Origin of the sequence: Candidatus Glomeribacter gigasporarum BEG34, from assembly GCF_000227585.1 — a bacterium.
Classification (GTDB): domain Bacteria; phylum Pseudomonadota; class Gammaproteobacteria; order Burkholderiales; family Burkholderiaceae; genus Glomeribacter; species Glomeribacter gigasporarum_B.
The window spans coordinates 18,678-34,365 of record NZ_CAFB01000048.1 but is presented as its reverse complement, the minus strand read 5'-3'; the positions used below and the strand labels follow the sequence as shown (position 1 = coordinate 34,365).

Annotated in this window: 16 protein-coding genes and 2 pseudogenes; 6 read left to right on the top strand and 12 right to left on the bottom strand. The window is 58.0% G+C overall.

Translation table 11 applies throughout. The annotated features are described in order from the left end of the window. Window positions 1–20 precede the first annotated feature (20 nt). A pseudogene (cbiB, locus tag CAGGBEG34_RS06415) lies at window positions 21–941 on the top strand (adenosylcobinamide-phosphate synthase CbiB); the annotation flags it as partial. Here cbiB and queA read toward each other — a convergent pair. From queA to queC, 7 genes are all read right to left on the bottom strand, one after another. Further along, the gene (queA, locus tag CAGGBEG34_RS06410; RefSeq protein WP_006682960.1) at window positions 927–2,000 is read right to left on the bottom strand and encodes a tRNA preQ1(34) S-adenosylmethionine ribosyltransferase-isomerase QueA; all 1,074 of its coding nucleotides are present in this window, start codon (window positions 1,998–2,000) and stop codon (window positions 927–929) included. The pseudogene cbiB and the gene queA overlap by 15 nt on opposite strands. A gap of 46 nt (window positions 2,001–2,046) precedes the next feature. Next, on the bottom strand, window positions 2,047–2,661 hold the full coding sequence (gene folE, locus CAGGBEG34_RS06405) for a GTP cyclohydrolase I FolE (RefSeq protein WP_006682959.1): 615 nt from the start codon (window positions 2,659–2,661) through the stop codon (window positions 2,047–2,049). A gap of 146 nt (window positions 2,662–2,807) precedes the next feature. Continuing rightward, window positions 2,808–3,629: an NADPH-dependent 7-cyano-7-deazaguanine reductase QueF gene (queF, locus tag CAGGBEG34_RS06400; protein WP_006682958.1), complete on the bottom strand. Its 822-nt coding sequence runs from the start codon at window positions 3,627–3,629 to the stop codon at window positions 2,808–2,810. Window positions 3,630–3,642: 13 nt separating this feature from the next. Then, complete coding sequence (gene queG, locus CAGGBEG34_RS06395) at window positions 3,643–4,776, bottom strand: tRNA epoxyqueuosine(34) reductase QueG (RefSeq protein WP_006682957.1); 1,134 nt, start codon at window positions 4,774–4,776, stop codon at window positions 3,643–3,645. An 8-nt stretch (window positions 4,777–4,784) separates the two neighbouring features. Then, window positions 4,785–5,252: a 6-carboxytetrahydropterin synthase QueD gene (queD, locus tag CAGGBEG34_RS06390; protein ID WP_006682956.1), complete on the bottom strand. Its 468-nt coding sequence runs from the start codon at window positions 5,250–5,252 to the stop codon at window positions 4,785–4,787. A gap of 17 nt (window positions 5,253–5,269) precedes the next feature. Next, window positions 5,270–5,902 (bottom strand): 7-carboxy-7-deazaguanine synthase, encoded by a 633-nt coding sequence (gene queE / locus CAGGBEG34_RS06385; protein WP_006682955.1) that lies wholly within the window; start codon window positions 5,900–5,902, stop codon window positions 5,270–5,272. A 20-nt stretch (window positions 5,903–5,922) separates the two neighbouring features. After that, window positions 5,923–6,675: a 7-cyano-7-deazaguanine synthase QueC gene (gene queC / locus CAGGBEG34_RS06380; RefSeq protein WP_006682954.1), complete on the bottom strand. Its 753-nt coding sequence runs from the start codon at window positions 6,673–6,675 to the stop codon at window positions 5,923–5,925. Between the two features lie 127 nt (window positions 6,676–6,802). On the opposite strand from queC, the gene cobU reads away from it, so the two are divergent. After that, entirely contained in the window at window positions 6,803–7,366 is a 564-nt protein-coding gene (gene cobU, locus CAGGBEG34_RS06375; RefSeq protein ID WP_042688252.1) for a bifunctional adenosylcobinamide kinase/adenosylcobinamide-phosphate guanylyltransferase, read from the top strand. A 24-nt stretch (window positions 7,367–7,390) separates the two neighbouring features. On the opposite strand, the gene cobT is transcribed toward cobU, so the two are convergent. The 3 genes from cobT to CAGGBEG34_RS06360 are packed head-to-tail and all read right to left on the bottom strand — an operon-like array spanning window position 7,391 to window position 9,936. Next, complete coding sequence (cobT, locus tag CAGGBEG34_RS06370; RefSeq protein ID WP_006682952.1) at window positions 7,391–8,452, bottom strand: nicotinate-nucleotide--dimethylbenzimidazole phosphoribosyltransferase; 1,062 nt, start codon at window positions 8,450–8,452, stop codon at window positions 7,391–7,393. 30 nt (window positions 8,453–8,482) lie between these two features. Further along, window positions 8,483–9,190 carry a histidine phosphatase family protein gene (locus CAGGBEG34_RS06365; protein WP_006682951.1) on the bottom strand — a complete coding sequence of 236 codons (708 nt, stop codon included), beginning with the start codon at window positions 9,188–9,190 and terminating at the stop codon, window positions 8,483–8,485. Then, window positions 9,175–9,936 carry an adenosylcobinamide-GDP ribazoletransferase gene (locus CAGGBEG34_RS06360; RefSeq protein ID WP_006682950.1) on the bottom strand — a complete coding sequence of 254 codons (762 nt, stop codon included), beginning with the start codon at window positions 9,934–9,936 and terminating at the stop codon, window positions 9,175–9,177. The genes CAGGBEG34_RS06365 and CAGGBEG34_RS06360 overlap by 16 nt, the downstream gene beginning before the upstream one ends. A gap of 141 nt (window positions 9,937–10,077) precedes the next feature. Here CAGGBEG34_RS06360 and CAGGBEG34_RS06355 point away from each other — a divergent pair, with 141 nt between their 5' ends. Genes CAGGBEG34_RS06355 through CAGGBEG34_RS06340 form a run of 4 tightly spaced genes read left to right on the top strand, consistent with a single transcriptional unit; the run spans window position 10,078 to window position 13,576 of the window. Further along, complete coding sequence (locus CAGGBEG34_RS06355) at window positions 10,078–10,734, top strand: cobalt-precorrin-7 (C(5))-methyltransferase (RefSeq protein WP_006682949.1); 657 nt, start codon at window positions 10,078–10,080, stop codon at window positions 10,732–10,734. After that, window positions 10,725–11,780, top strand: a complete 1,056-nt coding sequence (gene cobD, locus CAGGBEG34_RS06350; RefSeq protein ID WP_006682948.1) for a threonine-phosphate decarboxylase CobD — start codon at window positions 10,725–10,727, stop codon at window positions 11,778–11,780. Before CAGGBEG34_RS06355 ends, cobD begins: the two co-directional genes overlap by 10 nt. A 42-nt stretch (window positions 11,781–11,822) precedes the next feature. Then, window positions 11,823–12,053 (top strand): DUF1289 domain-containing protein, encoded by a 231-nt coding sequence (locus CAGGBEG34_RS06345; protein ID WP_006682947.1) that lies wholly within the window; start codon window positions 11,823–11,825, stop codon window positions 12,051–12,053. A gap of 8 nt (window positions 12,054–12,061) precedes the next feature. Beyond that, window positions 12,062–13,576, top strand: coding sequence for a cobyric acid synthase (locus tag CAGGBEG34_RS06340; RefSeq protein ID WP_238985006.1), 1,515 nt, complete (start codon window positions 12,062–12,064; stop codon window positions 13,574–13,576). A gap of 91 nt (window positions 13,577–13,667) precedes the next feature. Here CAGGBEG34_RS06340 and bluB read toward each other — a convergent pair whose 3' ends face one another. Continuing rightward, complete coding sequence (gene bluB, locus CAGGBEG34_RS11760) at window positions 13,668–14,306, bottom strand: 5,6-dimethylbenzimidazole synthase (RefSeq protein ID WP_275226166.1); 639 nt, start codon at window positions 14,304–14,306, stop codon at window positions 13,668–13,670. A gap of 93 nt (window positions 14,307–14,399) precedes the next feature. Then, window positions 14,400–15,686 (bottom strand): annotated as a pseudogene (locus CAGGBEG34_RS11755) (cobyrinate a,c-diamide synthase); the annotation flags it as partial. Window positions 15,687–15,688 lie beyond the last annotated feature (2 nt).

Here is a 15,688-nt window from a genome sequence, read left to right as displayed (position 1 = left end):
CACCCTCGTGGTGGATATCGATGCCCTTCCTCGCCATCTTTGGCGTTGTGCTCGATGGGTTACTTGGAGAGCCGCGCCGCGCTCATCCGCTGGTTGGATTTGGGCGCTGCGCTAAAGCCATCGAGCGTGTATTCAATTCCCAGCGAAAATGGCCGACGTTCTGCCGCATCGCAGGCATCGCGGCATGGTGTATTTTGATTATTGCGCCGGTCGCCGCCGCATTCGTGCTCACAGATGTCTTGCCTGGGTCATTCGCTTATCCGGTGCATTGCGTCTTGCTGTGGTTCGCGCTCGGCGCGCGCAGCCTCTACGCTCATATATTGCCCATTCAACGCGCGCTTCAAGCGCGCCAGCTCGACGCCGCGCGCCGCCTGACTGCACACATTGTCAGCAGAGAGACCTCGCGAACGGGCGAAACTGAGATTGCGCGCGCCGCGGTCGAATCGACGCTCGAAAACGGCAATGATGCGATTTTCGGCGCATTGTTCTGGTTCGCGCTCGCGGGCGGCCCCGGCGCACTGGCGTTTCGGCTGGTGAATACGCTTGATGCGATGTGGGGTTATTACACGCCGCAGTTCTTCCATTTCGGCTGGGCGGCGGCGAAAATCGACGATCTCGCGAACTACGTTCCCGCGCGCTTAACCGCGCTTTCATACGCGCTTTGCGGTGATGCACAGACGGCGCTGCGATGCTGGCGCACGCAAGCGCGCGAGTGGCGCAGTCCGAATGCCGGCCTGGTCATCGCAAGCGGCGCGGGCAGCTTGAACGTCGTATGCGGCGGCGCGGCGCGTTATCACGGCATCGATGAAATGCGACCGTTGCTCGGTGCCGGACACGCGCCGCAAGCGGCCGACATCGGGCGCGCAGTGCGTCTTGTGCGCCGCGCGCTGCGGCTGTGGCTCGCCGTATTTACAGTGATTGCCGCGTTATTCGTTATCTTTTCGCGTGAGCAGCATCGCATCCCCATAGCTGAAAAAACGGTAGCGTTGTTCAATCGCGTGCCGGTACGCGAAACGGATAGCCTGCATGCCGGCAAAGGCGGACACGAGCATGAGCAGCGTTGACTTCGGCAAATGGAAGTTGGTCACGAGCCGGTCAACGATCTGAAAACGGTATCCCGGGGTAATGAAAATATCGGTTTCCGCCGCGGTCGCGGTCAGCGCGCGCTGCGCGCGGTCAGCGTCACGCGCGGCGGCCTCCAGCGCCCGCATCGAGGTGGTGCCGACCGCGATCACCGCGCGGCCGGCGGCCTGAGTGGCGGCGATTTGGTCAATCAGCGACTGCGGCAATTGATACCATTCACGATGCATCTTGTGCTCGGCGAGATTGTTGACCCGCACCGGCTGGAAGGTGCCGGCGCCTACGTGCAACGTCAGCGTTGCGCGCCGTATGCCATGCGCTTCGAGCGCTTCAAATGTAGTGTCGTCAAAGTGTAAGCCGGCGGTCGGCGCAGCAACCGCGCCCGAATGCTTGGCAAAGATCGTCTGATAGCGCATCTCATCGGTGGCGTCGGGATCATGTTCGATATACGGCGGCAGCGGCAGGCGGCCATAGCGCTCGATCAGCGTCAGACAGTCGTCTGGAAAATGCAGCGTGTGGAACGGTTCAACGCGCGCGCCGACGGTCACGTCGAACGCATCCGCGAGTTTGAGGGTGGTGCCGACCGCCGGGCGTTTGCTGGCGCGCACTTGCGCGAGCGCGGTACGTGCGTCGAGCACGCGCTCGATCAGCACTTCGACTTTGCCCCCGCTGGCCTTGCGGCCGAATAACCGCGCTTTCAGTACTTTGGTATCGTTAAAGACCAATAAATCGCCTGGTTGCAGGCATGCAGGTAATTCGGCAAATTGCCGGTCCACCAGGCGGGCAGGCGGAGCGTCATCCTCTTGATGCGGGCTGGCATGAATGACTTCGAGCAGACGGCTGGCGCTGCGTTTGGCCAGCGGCGTCTGCGCGATGAATTCAGGCGGCAGATCAAAATCAAAGTCAGCCAGCGTATACATTGCGATAGATCAGGATGTCTCGACGCTACCGTTTTCAGATAGGCGCTTAGCGCGCCGCCTGGATGCCGACGAGCGCAAGGAATTCCCGGCGCGTCGCGGGATTGTCGCGGAAAGCGCCGAGCATACGACTGGTAATCATCTCGGCAGCCGCTTTATGCACCCCTCGCGTACTCATACATTGATGCGAGGCTCGGAGAACGACAGCGACTCCCTTAGGTTGCAGCACTCCGTTTAATGTGTCGGCAATCTGGACCGTCATCTTTTCCTGAATCTGCAATCGCTTGGCGTAGACATCGACCAGTCGGGCGAGTTTAGAGATTCCGACGACGCGCTTTTCCGGCAGATAGCCGACGTGCGCGGTGCCGATCATCGGTACCAGATGGTGTTCACAGTAGCTTTCAAACCGAATACCGCTGAGCACAATCATTTCATCATAGCCGTCGACTTCAGAGAAGGTGCGCGTCAGTATCTGCACGGGGTCTTGCTGATAGCCCGAAAAGAACTCCCGATAGGCGCGTGCGACGCGCGCCGGCGTGTCCACCAGACCTTCGCGGGCGGGATCATCACCCGTCCACCGGATCAGCACGCGAATGGCTTCTTCCACCTCTTGTTGCGAGGGTCTGGCACGCTGCTCCACTCCAGCGATGGTTTGATCATTCATCACAAGTCCTAGTATGGTTTTCTGGAACACTGGGGCACTAGAGCATTTTTCAGCGGCTTGCTCAAGGAGCGAGCGCGAAGACAGTATGAATAATACGGCGAGCGCGAAGCGACGCAGTGCAAGCCGCTGAAAAATGCTCTAGTCGATCACTGTCGCGCGGTCCTCACGTTGTCGGGCAGCGGCGCATCGAAACTGGCCCGAAACGGATTAATATCGAGTCCGCCGCGTCGGGTATAACGCGCGTAAATCGCTAGTTTGACGGGCTTGCACATGCGTTGGATATCCATGAACATCCGCTCGACGCACTGTTCATGAAAGTCCGCGTAATGCCGGTACGAAACGATGTAGCGCAGCAATCCCGCATGATCGATGGGCGGCCCGACGTAGCGAATTTGCACGCTGCCCCAGTCCGGCTGGCCGGTGACGGGACAATTCGATTTCAGCAGATTCGATACAACCGTTTCATCGATGGGCGCTTGCTTGGCATCCGCGCTCAATAGCGATGCGTCTGGCTCGTCAATCTCTATATCGAGATCGAGCCGGTCCAGCGATACACCGCCGAGCTCGCCAAGCATCAGTTGGCCAAAACCAACAGGCGGCGTCAGTTGGACGGACACCGTTGCCCCCGCGCACGCGGATACATCACGTTTGAGGGTGTCGCATAGCGCGTCGACTGACGCGACCTGAGTCGATGAAAAGGAGCCGAGATAGAGCTTGAACGATTTCGATTCGACGATATTCGGCGAATTCGCGGGCACGCAGAAGGTGGCGATTGCGATGTGCGGCTTGCCGCGCTCGTTTAACCACGAGAGTTCGTAGGCATTCCAGATGTCGGCGCCGAAAAACGGCAACTGCGCCGGTACGCCAATCGCATCGCGACTGCGGCGGCGGTCGAGCGGGCATAACAAGCCGGCATCGTATTGCCCAGTGTAGGTGACGGGTTTGCCAAGAGGAGACAGATTAGACATCGTATTTTACTTGTCAAGCGGCTTCCAACGCCCACGCAATATGTTCGCGCACCAGCGCCGATGAATCATCCATACGCCGCCGCAACGCGGCGGTCAACTCATCGCGCAAGGCGGAAGGCAACAGACTGCGCAGCGCATTGCCCAATGCAACCGCAATATTACGCAGCCAGCGCTCATGGCCGATGCGGCGAATTGCCGAGCCAGCGAACCGTCGATTGAATTCGTCGGCGCTCCAGGCAAATAAATCGACCAAGTGGGCGTCGTCCAGGCCATTGCGCACGTCAAAGTCATCGCAAGTCGCCATTTGCGCAAATTTATTCCACGGACAGACGAGCTGACAATCATCGCAGCCGTAAATGCGATTGCCGATGAGCGGACGCAGCGCTAATGGAATGCTGCCGTGCAATTCGATGGTCAGATAGGCAATACATTTGCGCGCATCGACGCGGTAAGGGGCCACGATGGCGCCCGTCGGACAGGCGTTCATGCAGCGCGTGCAATGACCGCAATGCGCGCCATCTTGCTGCGGGGCGCTTGACGGGGCCGTCTGTGCGTCGGTCAACAGCGGTATATCGACATAGAGTTCTCCGAGGAAGAAGAACGATCCCGCATCGCGCTGCAACAGGAGTGTATGCTTGCCGCGCCATCCGATGCCGGCTTTCCGCCCGAATTCAACTTCGAGCACCGGCGCCGAATCGGCAAATACGCGATAACCGAATGGCCCGATCTGAGCTTCGATGCGTTCGGCCAGCTTCTGCAAACGCTGACGCACCACCTTATGATAATCGCGTCCACGCGCATACATCGATACCACCGCCCGATCCGGCTCAGCGAGCTTCGCGTGTTCGCTGGCGCGCCAGTCGTGCGATTGCCCTCGCACAGTCGCAGCGGGCAAATAAGGCATCCGCACGCTGATCACGCGCTGCGCGCCCGGCACCAGTTCAGCCGGCCGGGTGCGCTTGGAGCCGTGTTTGACCATATAATCCATCTCGCCGTGGTAGCCTGCCTGAATCCATTGGGTGAAGCCTGCTTCCGCGTGTGATAAGTCGGTATCGCTGATGCCGACCGCACTAAAGCCCAATTCGCGCCCCCACTCGCGAATCCGCTGCGTGAGCTGCGTACATGTGGCGTCGTCGAATGGACCCATACGCTTCCCTATCTGTCTTCAGCGGTGTATCCATCCCGCACGACATCCGCCCAGCAATGGGGCGTTTCATATAAACGCACTTTGGCAAGCCGCAGGTTGACGCCGTAATGCGCGTCATAAACGCCCGCGAGCCGCTCGAATGCGATGGCTGCGAGGTTCTCGGCGGTCGGAATGCGATTGATGATGACCGTTTTGTGTTCCGGCATCGTTTCGAGAAACGCGCGGACGCGCGCGTCGTCCTGATAGACCAGAAAGGCATGGTCCCAAGCTTCAACCAGATGTCGCATGGCGAGCGTCTTCACCTCAGCGAAGTCCATCACCATGCCGCAGTCTGGCGCCCCCTGAGTCTTAATCACGCTACCTTGTAACGTGATTTCGAGCACGTAGCGATGCCCATGCAAATTCCGGCATCGGCTTTGATGATCGGGAATCCGATGTCCCGCATCGAATGCGAGTTGGCGCGTGATGGTGAGCATGATGAGGGTCAATTCAGTTAGGGGATCCCTAAATGCTTGTGGGTTTGGATCGACAAACGCCATAGCGGATGACGCTTGCACCAGTCAATCGCCAGCCGGGTATTGATGTTGCGTGACGGACCGTCCATCGGCTGCACAAAAAAATGTGCGAAATCGAGCGCCTCATACTCAGCCAAGCGCTGGTTGTCTTGCGGAATCACGACTTTGAGCTCATTGCCCTGCGTGACAATCAATTGAGTGTCCGCTTTTGGGCTGACGCAAATCCAATCAATGCTTGACAATACGGGCAACGTGCCGTTGGTTTCAATCGCGACTGTAAAACGCGCGCGATGCAGCGCGTCGATCAGTGCATTGTCGAGTTGCAACATCGGCTCGCCGCCCGTGCAGACGACAAAGCGCCGCGCTTCGTGTGGTGGCCATAGCGCGGCGATCATCGCTGCGAGCGCGTCGGCCGTTCTGTATTTACCGCCGTTCTCACCGTCAAGCCCGACGAAATCCGTATCACAGAAGCGGCACATCGCGCCCGCGCGATCTTCCTCGCGGCCCGACCATAGGTTGCACCCCGCAAATCGGCAAAATACCGCCGGGCGGCCCGCATTCGCTCCTTCGCCTTGCAACGTGTAGAAAATCTCCTTGACCGCGTATGTCATCCGATTCGACGCCCTTCAACTCAAGTTTCAATTGCGCGCTTACCTTTCAAAAACGCATCGTAACCATTTGCACGCAGTGCGCACGCCGGACACGCGCCGCAGCCAAAGCCCCACGGGTGCAACTCTGCCCGTTCGCCGAGGTAACAGGTATGCGTCTTCACGCGGATCAACTCAACGAGCGCAGCCCCGCCCAGCGATTCCGCAAGCCGCCAGGTGGCGGCTTTGTCAAGCCACATCAGTGGCGTCTCCACCAAGAAACGCCGATCCATGCCAAGATTCAACGCCACTTGCAGCGCCTTGATCGTGTCGTCGCGGCAATCCGGATATCCGGAGAAATCCGTCTCGCACATCCCGCCGACGAGTACCTTCAGACCACGTCGATACGCAATGGCCGCGGCAATTGTCATAAACATCAGATTGCGGCCCGGCACAAAGGTATTCGGCAAACCGTTCTCCTGTATCTTAATCTGAATCTCGCGCGTCATCGCTGTGTGACTGACCGCGCCGAGGACCGATAGATCAATCATGTGATCGCTGCCGAGCTTATCTGCCCATTGCGGAAACTGATGCGTTAACGCAGCGCGGAAGCCCTCACGGCATTCCAGCTCAACCCGGTGGCGTTGTCCGTAATCGAAGCCAAGCGTCTCGACGTAGTCACATCGCGCCAGTGCCCAGACAACACATGTGGCTGAATCTTGCCCGCCCGAAAACAGCACGAGTGCGCGCTTATGGTCTGCGGTCCGGATGATTTTCGTATGGAGGGCTTCGGACATAGATGTATGTTCGCCTTTGTAACTGGTAAATTATAAGCAGCGAAAACGACTACAGTGAAACAAACTGATTCATTTATAAACTGATCGATTTATGTCGGATTTTGGTGCAGAGCGGAGGACCATTGAAATGAAGCTTGCCGGTCCATCCAATGGTCACAACGATAGAAGCATGACTTTTATCGTTGGCGGTGCGCGTTCAGGCAAAAGCTGCGTTGCAGAAAAGTTAGCGGTTGAATTCAATCTTCCAGTGACATATATCGCAACGGCGCAGGTCCGGGACGCAGAATTTGCCAAGCGGATCGCGGCGCATCAGCGCCGCCGTCCACCTAAATGGAAACTGCTTGAGATAGACGTTGATCTTGCCGGCGCGCTGGCGAAGTCGGATGCACCGGGGCATTGCGTGTTGATCGATTGCTTGACGCTGTGGCTCAGTCATTTGCTTTGTCCCATTCAGGATAAACGTCCCCGTCATGATTGGGCGTCTCAGATTGACCTATTGATTTCCGGACTGGAAAGATGCGTTGGATCCATCATTATTGTGAGTAGCGAAGTCGGTATGGGCGTCATCCCTATGGGAGCTGCTACCCGCCAATATGTCGATGCGCTGGGCCAGTTAAATCAACGTGTCGCAGCGCTCGCAAATCGAGTGATACTCACAGTCGTTGGGATTCCAGTGGAATTGAAAAAATAGGCTGCACATCATTGGCTTTGCGCCTCATGAACGATTGCTCACCCCTGCGGAATCAAAACTGGCCATTTGAGAAAGAAATGATGTCGCTGCGCGTAGCAACGGAATGGCGAGGGCCGCGCCAGTCCCTTCGCCCAGGCGCAATCCTAACGCCAGTAAAGGCTTTGCGTTGAAGTGCGCAAGCAATCGCTGATGTCCGATTTCATCGGACAGATGAGAAAACACGCAGTATTCCAATATATTCGGCGCAATCTGGTGCGCGATCAGCAATGCAGCAGTCGCAGTAAAGCCATCTATGACGATTGTCATCCGCGCGGCTGCCGCAGCGAGCATAGCGCCCGTCATCATGGCGATTTCAAATCCGCCGAAAGTCATCAGAACATAGAGCGGATCGAAGCCAGTATGTTTCTTAAGCGCTTGGTTGAGCACCCGCTTTTTGCGTGCAAGGCCAGCATCATCCAGACCGGTACCGCGTCCTACGCAGAGATCGACGGGCAAACCGCACAGACGCGCCATTAAGCAGCTCGCAGCCGAAGTATTCCCAATCCCCATTTCGCCAAAACCAATCACATGAGTGCCTTGTTGTTGATGCACAGCAATGCGGGCTGCGCCGCGCGCAAGCGCAATTTGGGTCTCTTCGCGCGTCATCGCAGCCTCATACGCAAAGTTGCGCGTGCCGCGGCCAACCGGGATATTGATGAGGTTCTCGGTGGCGCGAACTTCTCCGGCTACGCCAGCGTTGACGATTTCAAGGCTTACGCCGCATACGCGGCTCAATACGTTGATCGCGGCGCCCCCGGCCAAAAAGTTCGCCACCATCTGCGCGGTCACTGCCTGAGGATAAGGACTCACCCCTTCCGCCACAATGCCGTGATCGCCGGCAAAAACGATGATCACGGGGCGTGTCACCTGTGGCGTGATGGTTTGTTGAATCATTCCCATTTGTAGGGCCAGCTCTTCGAGACGGCCAAGGCTGCCCGGCGGCTTCGTCTTGCCATCCATCCTATGGATTAACGCACGGTGCAGGGTAGAATCTGCGTCTGTTGAAAGCAGCGGGTGGATCGGTGCAAAGGTATCGGCGGCGGTCATAAGGCGAGTGTTCACGGTGAAATTTTCAGGTTAGCGATTCCAACAGCCTAGCGCCCAAGGCATGCGCGAACTCGCCGATGCGGTATTGCGCAGCCACACCATTCCGCCCATCGCGAGCGGCCAATGGGTGCAAGCGGTCGCTGGTAAAGCCAGTGCATAGGCAGTCAGCAAGCGGATCGGCCCCGCATGTGAGATTGCCCACACAACATATGGCCGATCATGTGTCTCCTCATCTGAGGCAGCCTGCGCCTGTGCGAGCCACGCACTCACCCTGTCGATCACCCTCCTGACGCTCTCGCCGCCATGCGGACGCCCATATTCAAGATCACGCGCCCATGCGTCTAACGCATCGCGGTTGAGGTCCTCCCAGCGCTGCAGTTCCCACCTGCCAAAATCAAGCTCACACAAGCGCACGTCTGGCGTAATACTGCACCCGATCCGCTCGCCCAGGCGAGCGGCGATACACATGCAGCGCATTAGAGGACTCGTCGCAATCATCGACGGTGCTAAGAGCAAACGCCCACCCGCGCTCATTCGCCGGCGCGCAACCTGAGTTTCGGTAGCAGCGGCACCCGCAAGCGCAGTGACTGGTGCAGCTGCAGCGGCCAATACCTTCAGCCGTTCCAGTAACGCATCCGCTTCTGCCCGCGCATCGCCAGCAAGCGGTACCTCACTACGCCCATAACAAATACCCCTCTTTATGGCAACAGCGGGGTGACGAATTAAAACAAGTTCCATGCAGCAGCGACCAAGTAAATCGCCAATTCGAAGATTTGCTGCGCGAAACCGAGACAGTCGCCAGTGTAACCGCCGAGGCGCCGGACAAACCAGCGCCCTATCGCGAAGCGCAGCACGCCCAGCAGGCCCAGCGCTACGATACCGAACTGCCAGCCCTGCCAGAATAACCACGGCAAACCCAGCATCGCGGCAATCAACGCCGCGGGCAGACGCATGCGCTGCGCAACGGGCTTTGCCTTGCCCATTGGCCGAACATAGTCGAACGTGATGAGATAGCTCATCGCGGCGGTACGGCTTGCTGCATGCGCAGCAATCATTGTTATTGCGACATCCGACGGCGCTCGCGCGGTCAGTGACATGAGCGTTTGCCATTTGAGCATAAGCGCCATCACGATGCCGATGGCGCCAAACGCGCCGATCCGTGAATCGCGCATGATGCGCAATACGTCAGCCGGCGTGCGCCCGCCGCCAAACGCGTCGCAGCAGTCGGCCAGACCATCCTCATGCAGGGCGCCGGTGAGCAGCAGAGTCGCAGACATCGACAAGAGTATGGCAACGCCCGGCGCAAACAGCTCCGTTGCGCTGACATAAACCAGCGCAGCGGTGGCACCGACTATGATCCCCGCCAGCGGAAAATAACGCGCGGCGGCACCCAAATCATGGTGCTGGGGACCAACCCAGCGCGGCATTGGCAGGCGCGTGAAATAACCGAGCGCGGCGAGAGCATAACGGCATTCAGAGCGCAGACTGGACCTTACGATTGTCTGCTGCGGGTTACGACCATCGCTCTGTTGTTTTTGGCTAGAATCAAAGTGCTGGCCCATGATTTCATTTTCATCTGTCTACGCCTGCTTTTATTTTAGGAATGCTCATTCAATGCTCTATCCATGATTATTTGCGCCGGTGTCGGTCCAGGTCATCTTGACTTCATGACCCGCGGGGTCGCCCATCACATTGCAAATGCCGATGTGGTCGCTGGCTTTGACGCGGTTGTCGAGATCATACGCCCATTGATTCCTGTCACCGCGCAAATTGTCACGATGAACTATCGGGATCAAGTTGCACAACTGAAGAGGGTTGCTGGCGAACATCATGCGGGAAAACGTTGCGTCGTCGTGTTCATGGGTGATGTTCACTTCAGCGGCTTTCAATATTTACAGCGCGTCGAGCAGGCGTGCGGGCATCCAGTGGACACATGGCCAGGCATTTCTTCGGCTCAAGTCGTGGCATCGCGTGGCAAAGTGTGTTTTGACGAGACCACTTTCATTACATTTCATCGGCGCGGCGATATTGAACCGTTCAAGCAGCATCTCGTGCATGTATTAGATGATCAACGCAACGCTATTGTGACGCCTCGTCCGTGGGACTTTATGCCTAAGGACATTGCCTGTTGGCTGCTCGCCCAAGGATTATCGCCCGATCATCCAGTTGAAGTGTGGGAAAACCTGACACGCGGCGAGGCCCACTGGCGCGGCGCGTTGCGCGACTGCACGCTTGAGTACAGCGATATGAGTATCATGCTCATCCGTGCGCTATGCGCATAGACCCGGCGTTTCGCACAGCCGCCTGTATCTCTCATGGAGGTAATCTCGGCGAAGCCGTGCGCCGTTACCGCATCCAGCGCGGCCAGTGGATTGACCTGTCCACCGGCATCAATCCCTATGGCTTCCCGATTCCAACCATCGATCCGGCGATGTGGCTGCGTTTACCAGACGATGACGACGGCTTAGAGGCTTTGGCGGCGCGGCACTATCGCGCCAACCACGCACTGGCGGTTGCCGGGACGCAAGCGGCGATCCGGCTATTGCCTGCGCTTTTACCGAAAGGGCCGGTTGGCATTGGCTTGCTGACCTATGGCGAATATGCGCGGGCGTTCACCCAAGCGGGCTTTCCGGTTGAATATTTTGTGACCCAATCGCTCACCGCGTATGGGTATCGCGCGCCGTTCACGTTAAGCGCGCACGCGCCGCTGCCGGGCCATTTGAAGCATTTGATCGTCGTCAATCCGAATAATCCCACCGCAGACCTGTTCGATACCGACGCGCTGCTGGACTGGCGCCGGCAGTTGTTAGTGCGCGGCGGCACGCTGATTGTGGATGAAGCGTTTATTGACGCAACGCCTCAATACAGTATCGCGCCTGCCAGTGCGGCCGGTCACTTGATCGTGTTGCGCTCGGTCGGCAAATTCTTCGGACTGGCCGGCGCGCGCGTTGGGTTTGTGCTGAGCGACCGCGCATGTATCGACGCGATGCGACGACTGCGCGGACCTTGGCCCCTCTCAGGACCGGCGCGCGCACTCGCTAGAGCGGCCCTACTGGATAGCGCTTGGCAGCGGTGCGCGCGCGATCAGCTAGAGGCAGCGAGCGCACGGCTGAGTGCGCTCCTATCCGCAAACGGATTGGCTGCACACCGGACCCCTTTGTTCGCCTGGGCATTTAACGCGCGCGCCGCAGAGGTGCATGATCGGCTTGCGCGCAATGCGGTGTGGGTGCGCTGTTTTGAGATTGTGCCCAGTCTGCGTTTCGGTTTGCCCGCTGACGAAACGGCATGGACGAAGCTGGCGAGCGCCCTATCAAAATCGGTCATCTGAGGTACGCTGCATCCATTTAAACAACGACTCACGACCGATCAGATGGAAACCTTACTCAAAACCGCCATTGCGAACGCCAAAATGCAACAGCCGTTCGGCTCGCCCTGCATAGACGTATGCCGCCTGAATCCGCAAACCGGCTATTGCGAAGGATGTTTTCGCACGCTCGAAGAGATCAGAAGCTGGAAGACGATGACCGACTCGGACAAGCGGGGACTATTCGAAGCGCTGCTCGCAAGGTCAGCGGCCGGCCATCGCGGCAAGCCGCGTTAGAGTGTGTGATGCACGAAACGATTGCACAGGCGCAGCGCGGCAATCGCATGCTGATGATTCAAGGCACGGCTTCCAGCGCGGGCAAGAGCACAATCGTTGCAGGCTTGTGCCGTTTGGCGAAGCGAGCGGGACTGCGCGTCTCGCCCTTTAAACCGCAAAATATGTCATTGAACAGTGTGGTGGCCACAGGTGGCGGCGAAATGAGCCGCGCGCAGGCATGGCAGGCTTTCGCGGCCGGCGTTGACCCTCACACAGACATGAACCCGATCTTGCTCAAACCCAACAGTTCCATTGGTTCGCAAGTGATTATTCAAGGCCGCGTGGCCTGTACCTTAGACGCCCGTTCATACCAACAATACAAGCCAATCGCGATGCGCGCGGCGCTCGACTCCTTTAGGCGGATCCGCGCCGCTTCCGATATCGTCTTCATTGAAGGCGCAGGAAGCCCGGCTGAAGTGAACCTCCGTCACGCGGATATCGCGAATATGGGCTTTGCGGAGGCGGTCGATTGCCCGGTTGTGCTCGTTGCCGATATTGATCGAGGGGGAATGTTCGCGCAAGTGATCGGAACACTGGAATGTTTATCGGAGCGCGAGCGGGCAAGAATCGCAGGCGTGTTGATTAACAGATTTCGCGGTGACTTATCTTTGCTTAAACCTGGTATTGACTGGCTAGAAGCGAAAACGCGTAAACCCGTTTTCGGTGTCATTCCGTACCTTCACGGCCTATGGTTAGATCAGGAAGACGACTTGCCTGCAGAGCGATCCACTAGAGCGGCAGCAGGCAAGGCGTTCATGGTCGTTGTACCGGCATTGCCTCACCTGAGCAATCACACCGACTTTGAACCGCTTCGGGCGCATCCACAGGTTGATTTCCGCTATGTACGGGCGGTTGACCCGGCGCCTGCAGCGGACTTGATCATCTTGCCTGGCAGCAAGAATGTACACGCTGACCTCCTTTGGCTCAGGCAGAACGGCTGGGACACTTATCTGCTCAGACACCTCAGATATGGCGGAAAAGTCATTGGAATCTGTGGCGGCATGCAGATGCTTGGCCGTGAACTGCGGGACCCGCATACCATTGAGAGCAGCGCCTCTATCGAACGCGGCCTTAATTTACTGAATTTCATCACCACGTTACAGCCCGAAAAGCGGCTGGCCAACGTCAGCGGCAAACTGTTATTAGACCAGGCTTCAGTTTGCGGCTACGAAATCCATATGGGGAAGACGCATGGACCCGCTCTGCAGCGCCCAGCCATCCGGCTAGAGCACAGCTCTGAAGACGATGACGCCATGCCTTGTTACGACGGCGCGATATCAGCGGATAACCAGATATTTGCAACGTATCTACACGGTTTGTTTGACGCGCCAGCCGCTTGTTGCGCGCTATTGGAATGGGCTGGCTTGAAGAACGCGCAATGTTTTGATCATGATCATCGGCGTCAAGCCTCTATCGACCAGCTCGCTGACGTGATGGCTAAGAATATCAACCTTAACGCATTGTGGTCAGCGGTTCAGCGATGAGGGATGTCAATTCAGCTACTCGAGCATTTTTCAGTGAGGTTGCACAAGGAGTGAGCGCGAAGCGACGCAGTGTAAACCGCTGAAAAATGCTCTAGTCCGACCGCCAGACGTTTTCAAAAACACACCTTTCAAGTGGAACGCGCGACGCCCAGCCCTGCGCTTCAAGCATGGGGCGCTCATAAAATGCTTCCACATGTCCTAAACAGAGCATCGCAACGGGCTTGGCCCCTTCAGGCATTTGTAACAGTCGCCGGACTTCGTCCACGTCAAACAATGACACCCAACCCATTCCAAGGCCCTCAGCGCGCGCGGCCAGCCAGATATTCTGGATCGCGCAGGCGATCGATGCAAGGTCCATCTCAGGCAGTGTACGGCGGCCAAATACGTGTTTATCTCGGCCATCCATCATCGCGGCAACGAGCAGCTCGCCGCATTCCAGTATCCCCTCCACTTTCAGACGCATAAATTCGTCGCCGCGTTCGCCGAGCGCCGCCGCGGTGGCCCGGCGCTCTCGTTCCACCACGTCATGCAGCGCGACGCGCAGCGCTGGGTCAGTGATATGGATAATTCTCCAGGGCTGCATGAAACCGACGCTTGGCGCGTGGTGCGCAGCGCGCAACAAACGTTTCAGTGTTTCCGCCTCAACGTTTCCAGGTTTGAAATGACGCATGTCGCGCCGTTCAAAGATCGCGCGATAGACAGCGGCAATCTCAGCGTCATCAAAGCGCATCTTGGCCTGCATCGGATTCCACTCCCTTGAAGTCGTTGGCTCGCCGCTATCGGATGGGAAGACTGTGCAGATGCCTACGCGATCTGATAGATGGCCGCGCAAAAGCCGGGCGGTAAATATTGGGTTGGAAGGCCAGTACAAGTGCAGGTAGGTGGCGATGATCGCGCCGTGTCGAAATAAGGGTTCCCCCTGCGCGCCTGAGAGTGGATGCCTTGCCGTTAACCAGGGCGTGAGCGTTGTGGTCATCCGCGAGTAATGAAACGTATGGCCGGTGATAGTGCCGTCTATACTGTCAAGTTGTTGCATCGCGAGTGAGGCAGGCTTCGTTTGCATGACCGCATGGCCGGGCATCAGGCCGAGCATTGGCGTGGTGATGCCCTCTCCATCGGTCAATCTCTCCAGCAAATACAACATCCCGCCGCATTCGGCGAAGATGGGCTTGCCAAGCGCCGCATGGGCGCGGATTGAAGCGGCGCAATGGGTATGCTGCGCGAGCGGCTCGGCATGCCACTCCGGATAGCCGCCGGGCAAATAGAGAGCGTCAGCTCCGTCTGGCAGCGCTTCATTCGCCAGCGGTGAAAAAAAACGGATCTGCGCACCCAGCGCGCGAAGTAAGTCAACATTGGCTGGATAGATAAATGAAAACGCATCATCGCGCGCGATCGCAATCCGCACCCCATTGAGCAAACGCGGATACGATGGGCGCTCAGACGCAGCGAAGGTCACCGGCGGCGGTAAATGAATCAGCCCCGTCCTAGCAATCGCCTCCGAGGCGCGGTTCAGACGCCTGTCCAAGTCACTGATTTTGTTCGCGAGTCGCAGCCCCAAATGGCAATTGGGCAATTCGATATTGTCCGCGCCCGATAGATGACCAAGCCAACGTAAACCGGCGGGCAGCGCGTCTTTAAGCATCTGTGCATGACGGTCTGAGTTGACGCGATTCGCTAGAACGCCAAAGAGCGCGACCCGCGGCGAAAAATGGGCGAGTCCAAGCGCGATGGCGCCAAAGGTCTGCGCCATCGCTTGCGCTGAAATCACCACGATGACGGGCACGCCGAACCTCGCCGCCAAATCCGCGCTGCTTGGCTTGCCATCGAACAAACCCATCATCGCCTCGATCAGGATGAGGTCAGCGTTGCGCGCCGCGTCGGCCAGTAAGCGGCGGCATTCGGCTTCGCCGACCATCCAAAGATCGAGCGAATACACGGGCGCGCCGGATGCGCGCGCGAGAATCATCGGATCAAGAAAGTCCGGGCCGGTTTTAAAGACGCGCACGCGCCGTCCCTGTCTTTGGTGGTAGCGTGCAAGCGCCGCAGTCATCGTGGTTTTACCTTGACCCGACGCGGGCGCGCTGATAAGTACTGCGGGACAAGCGGGCATGA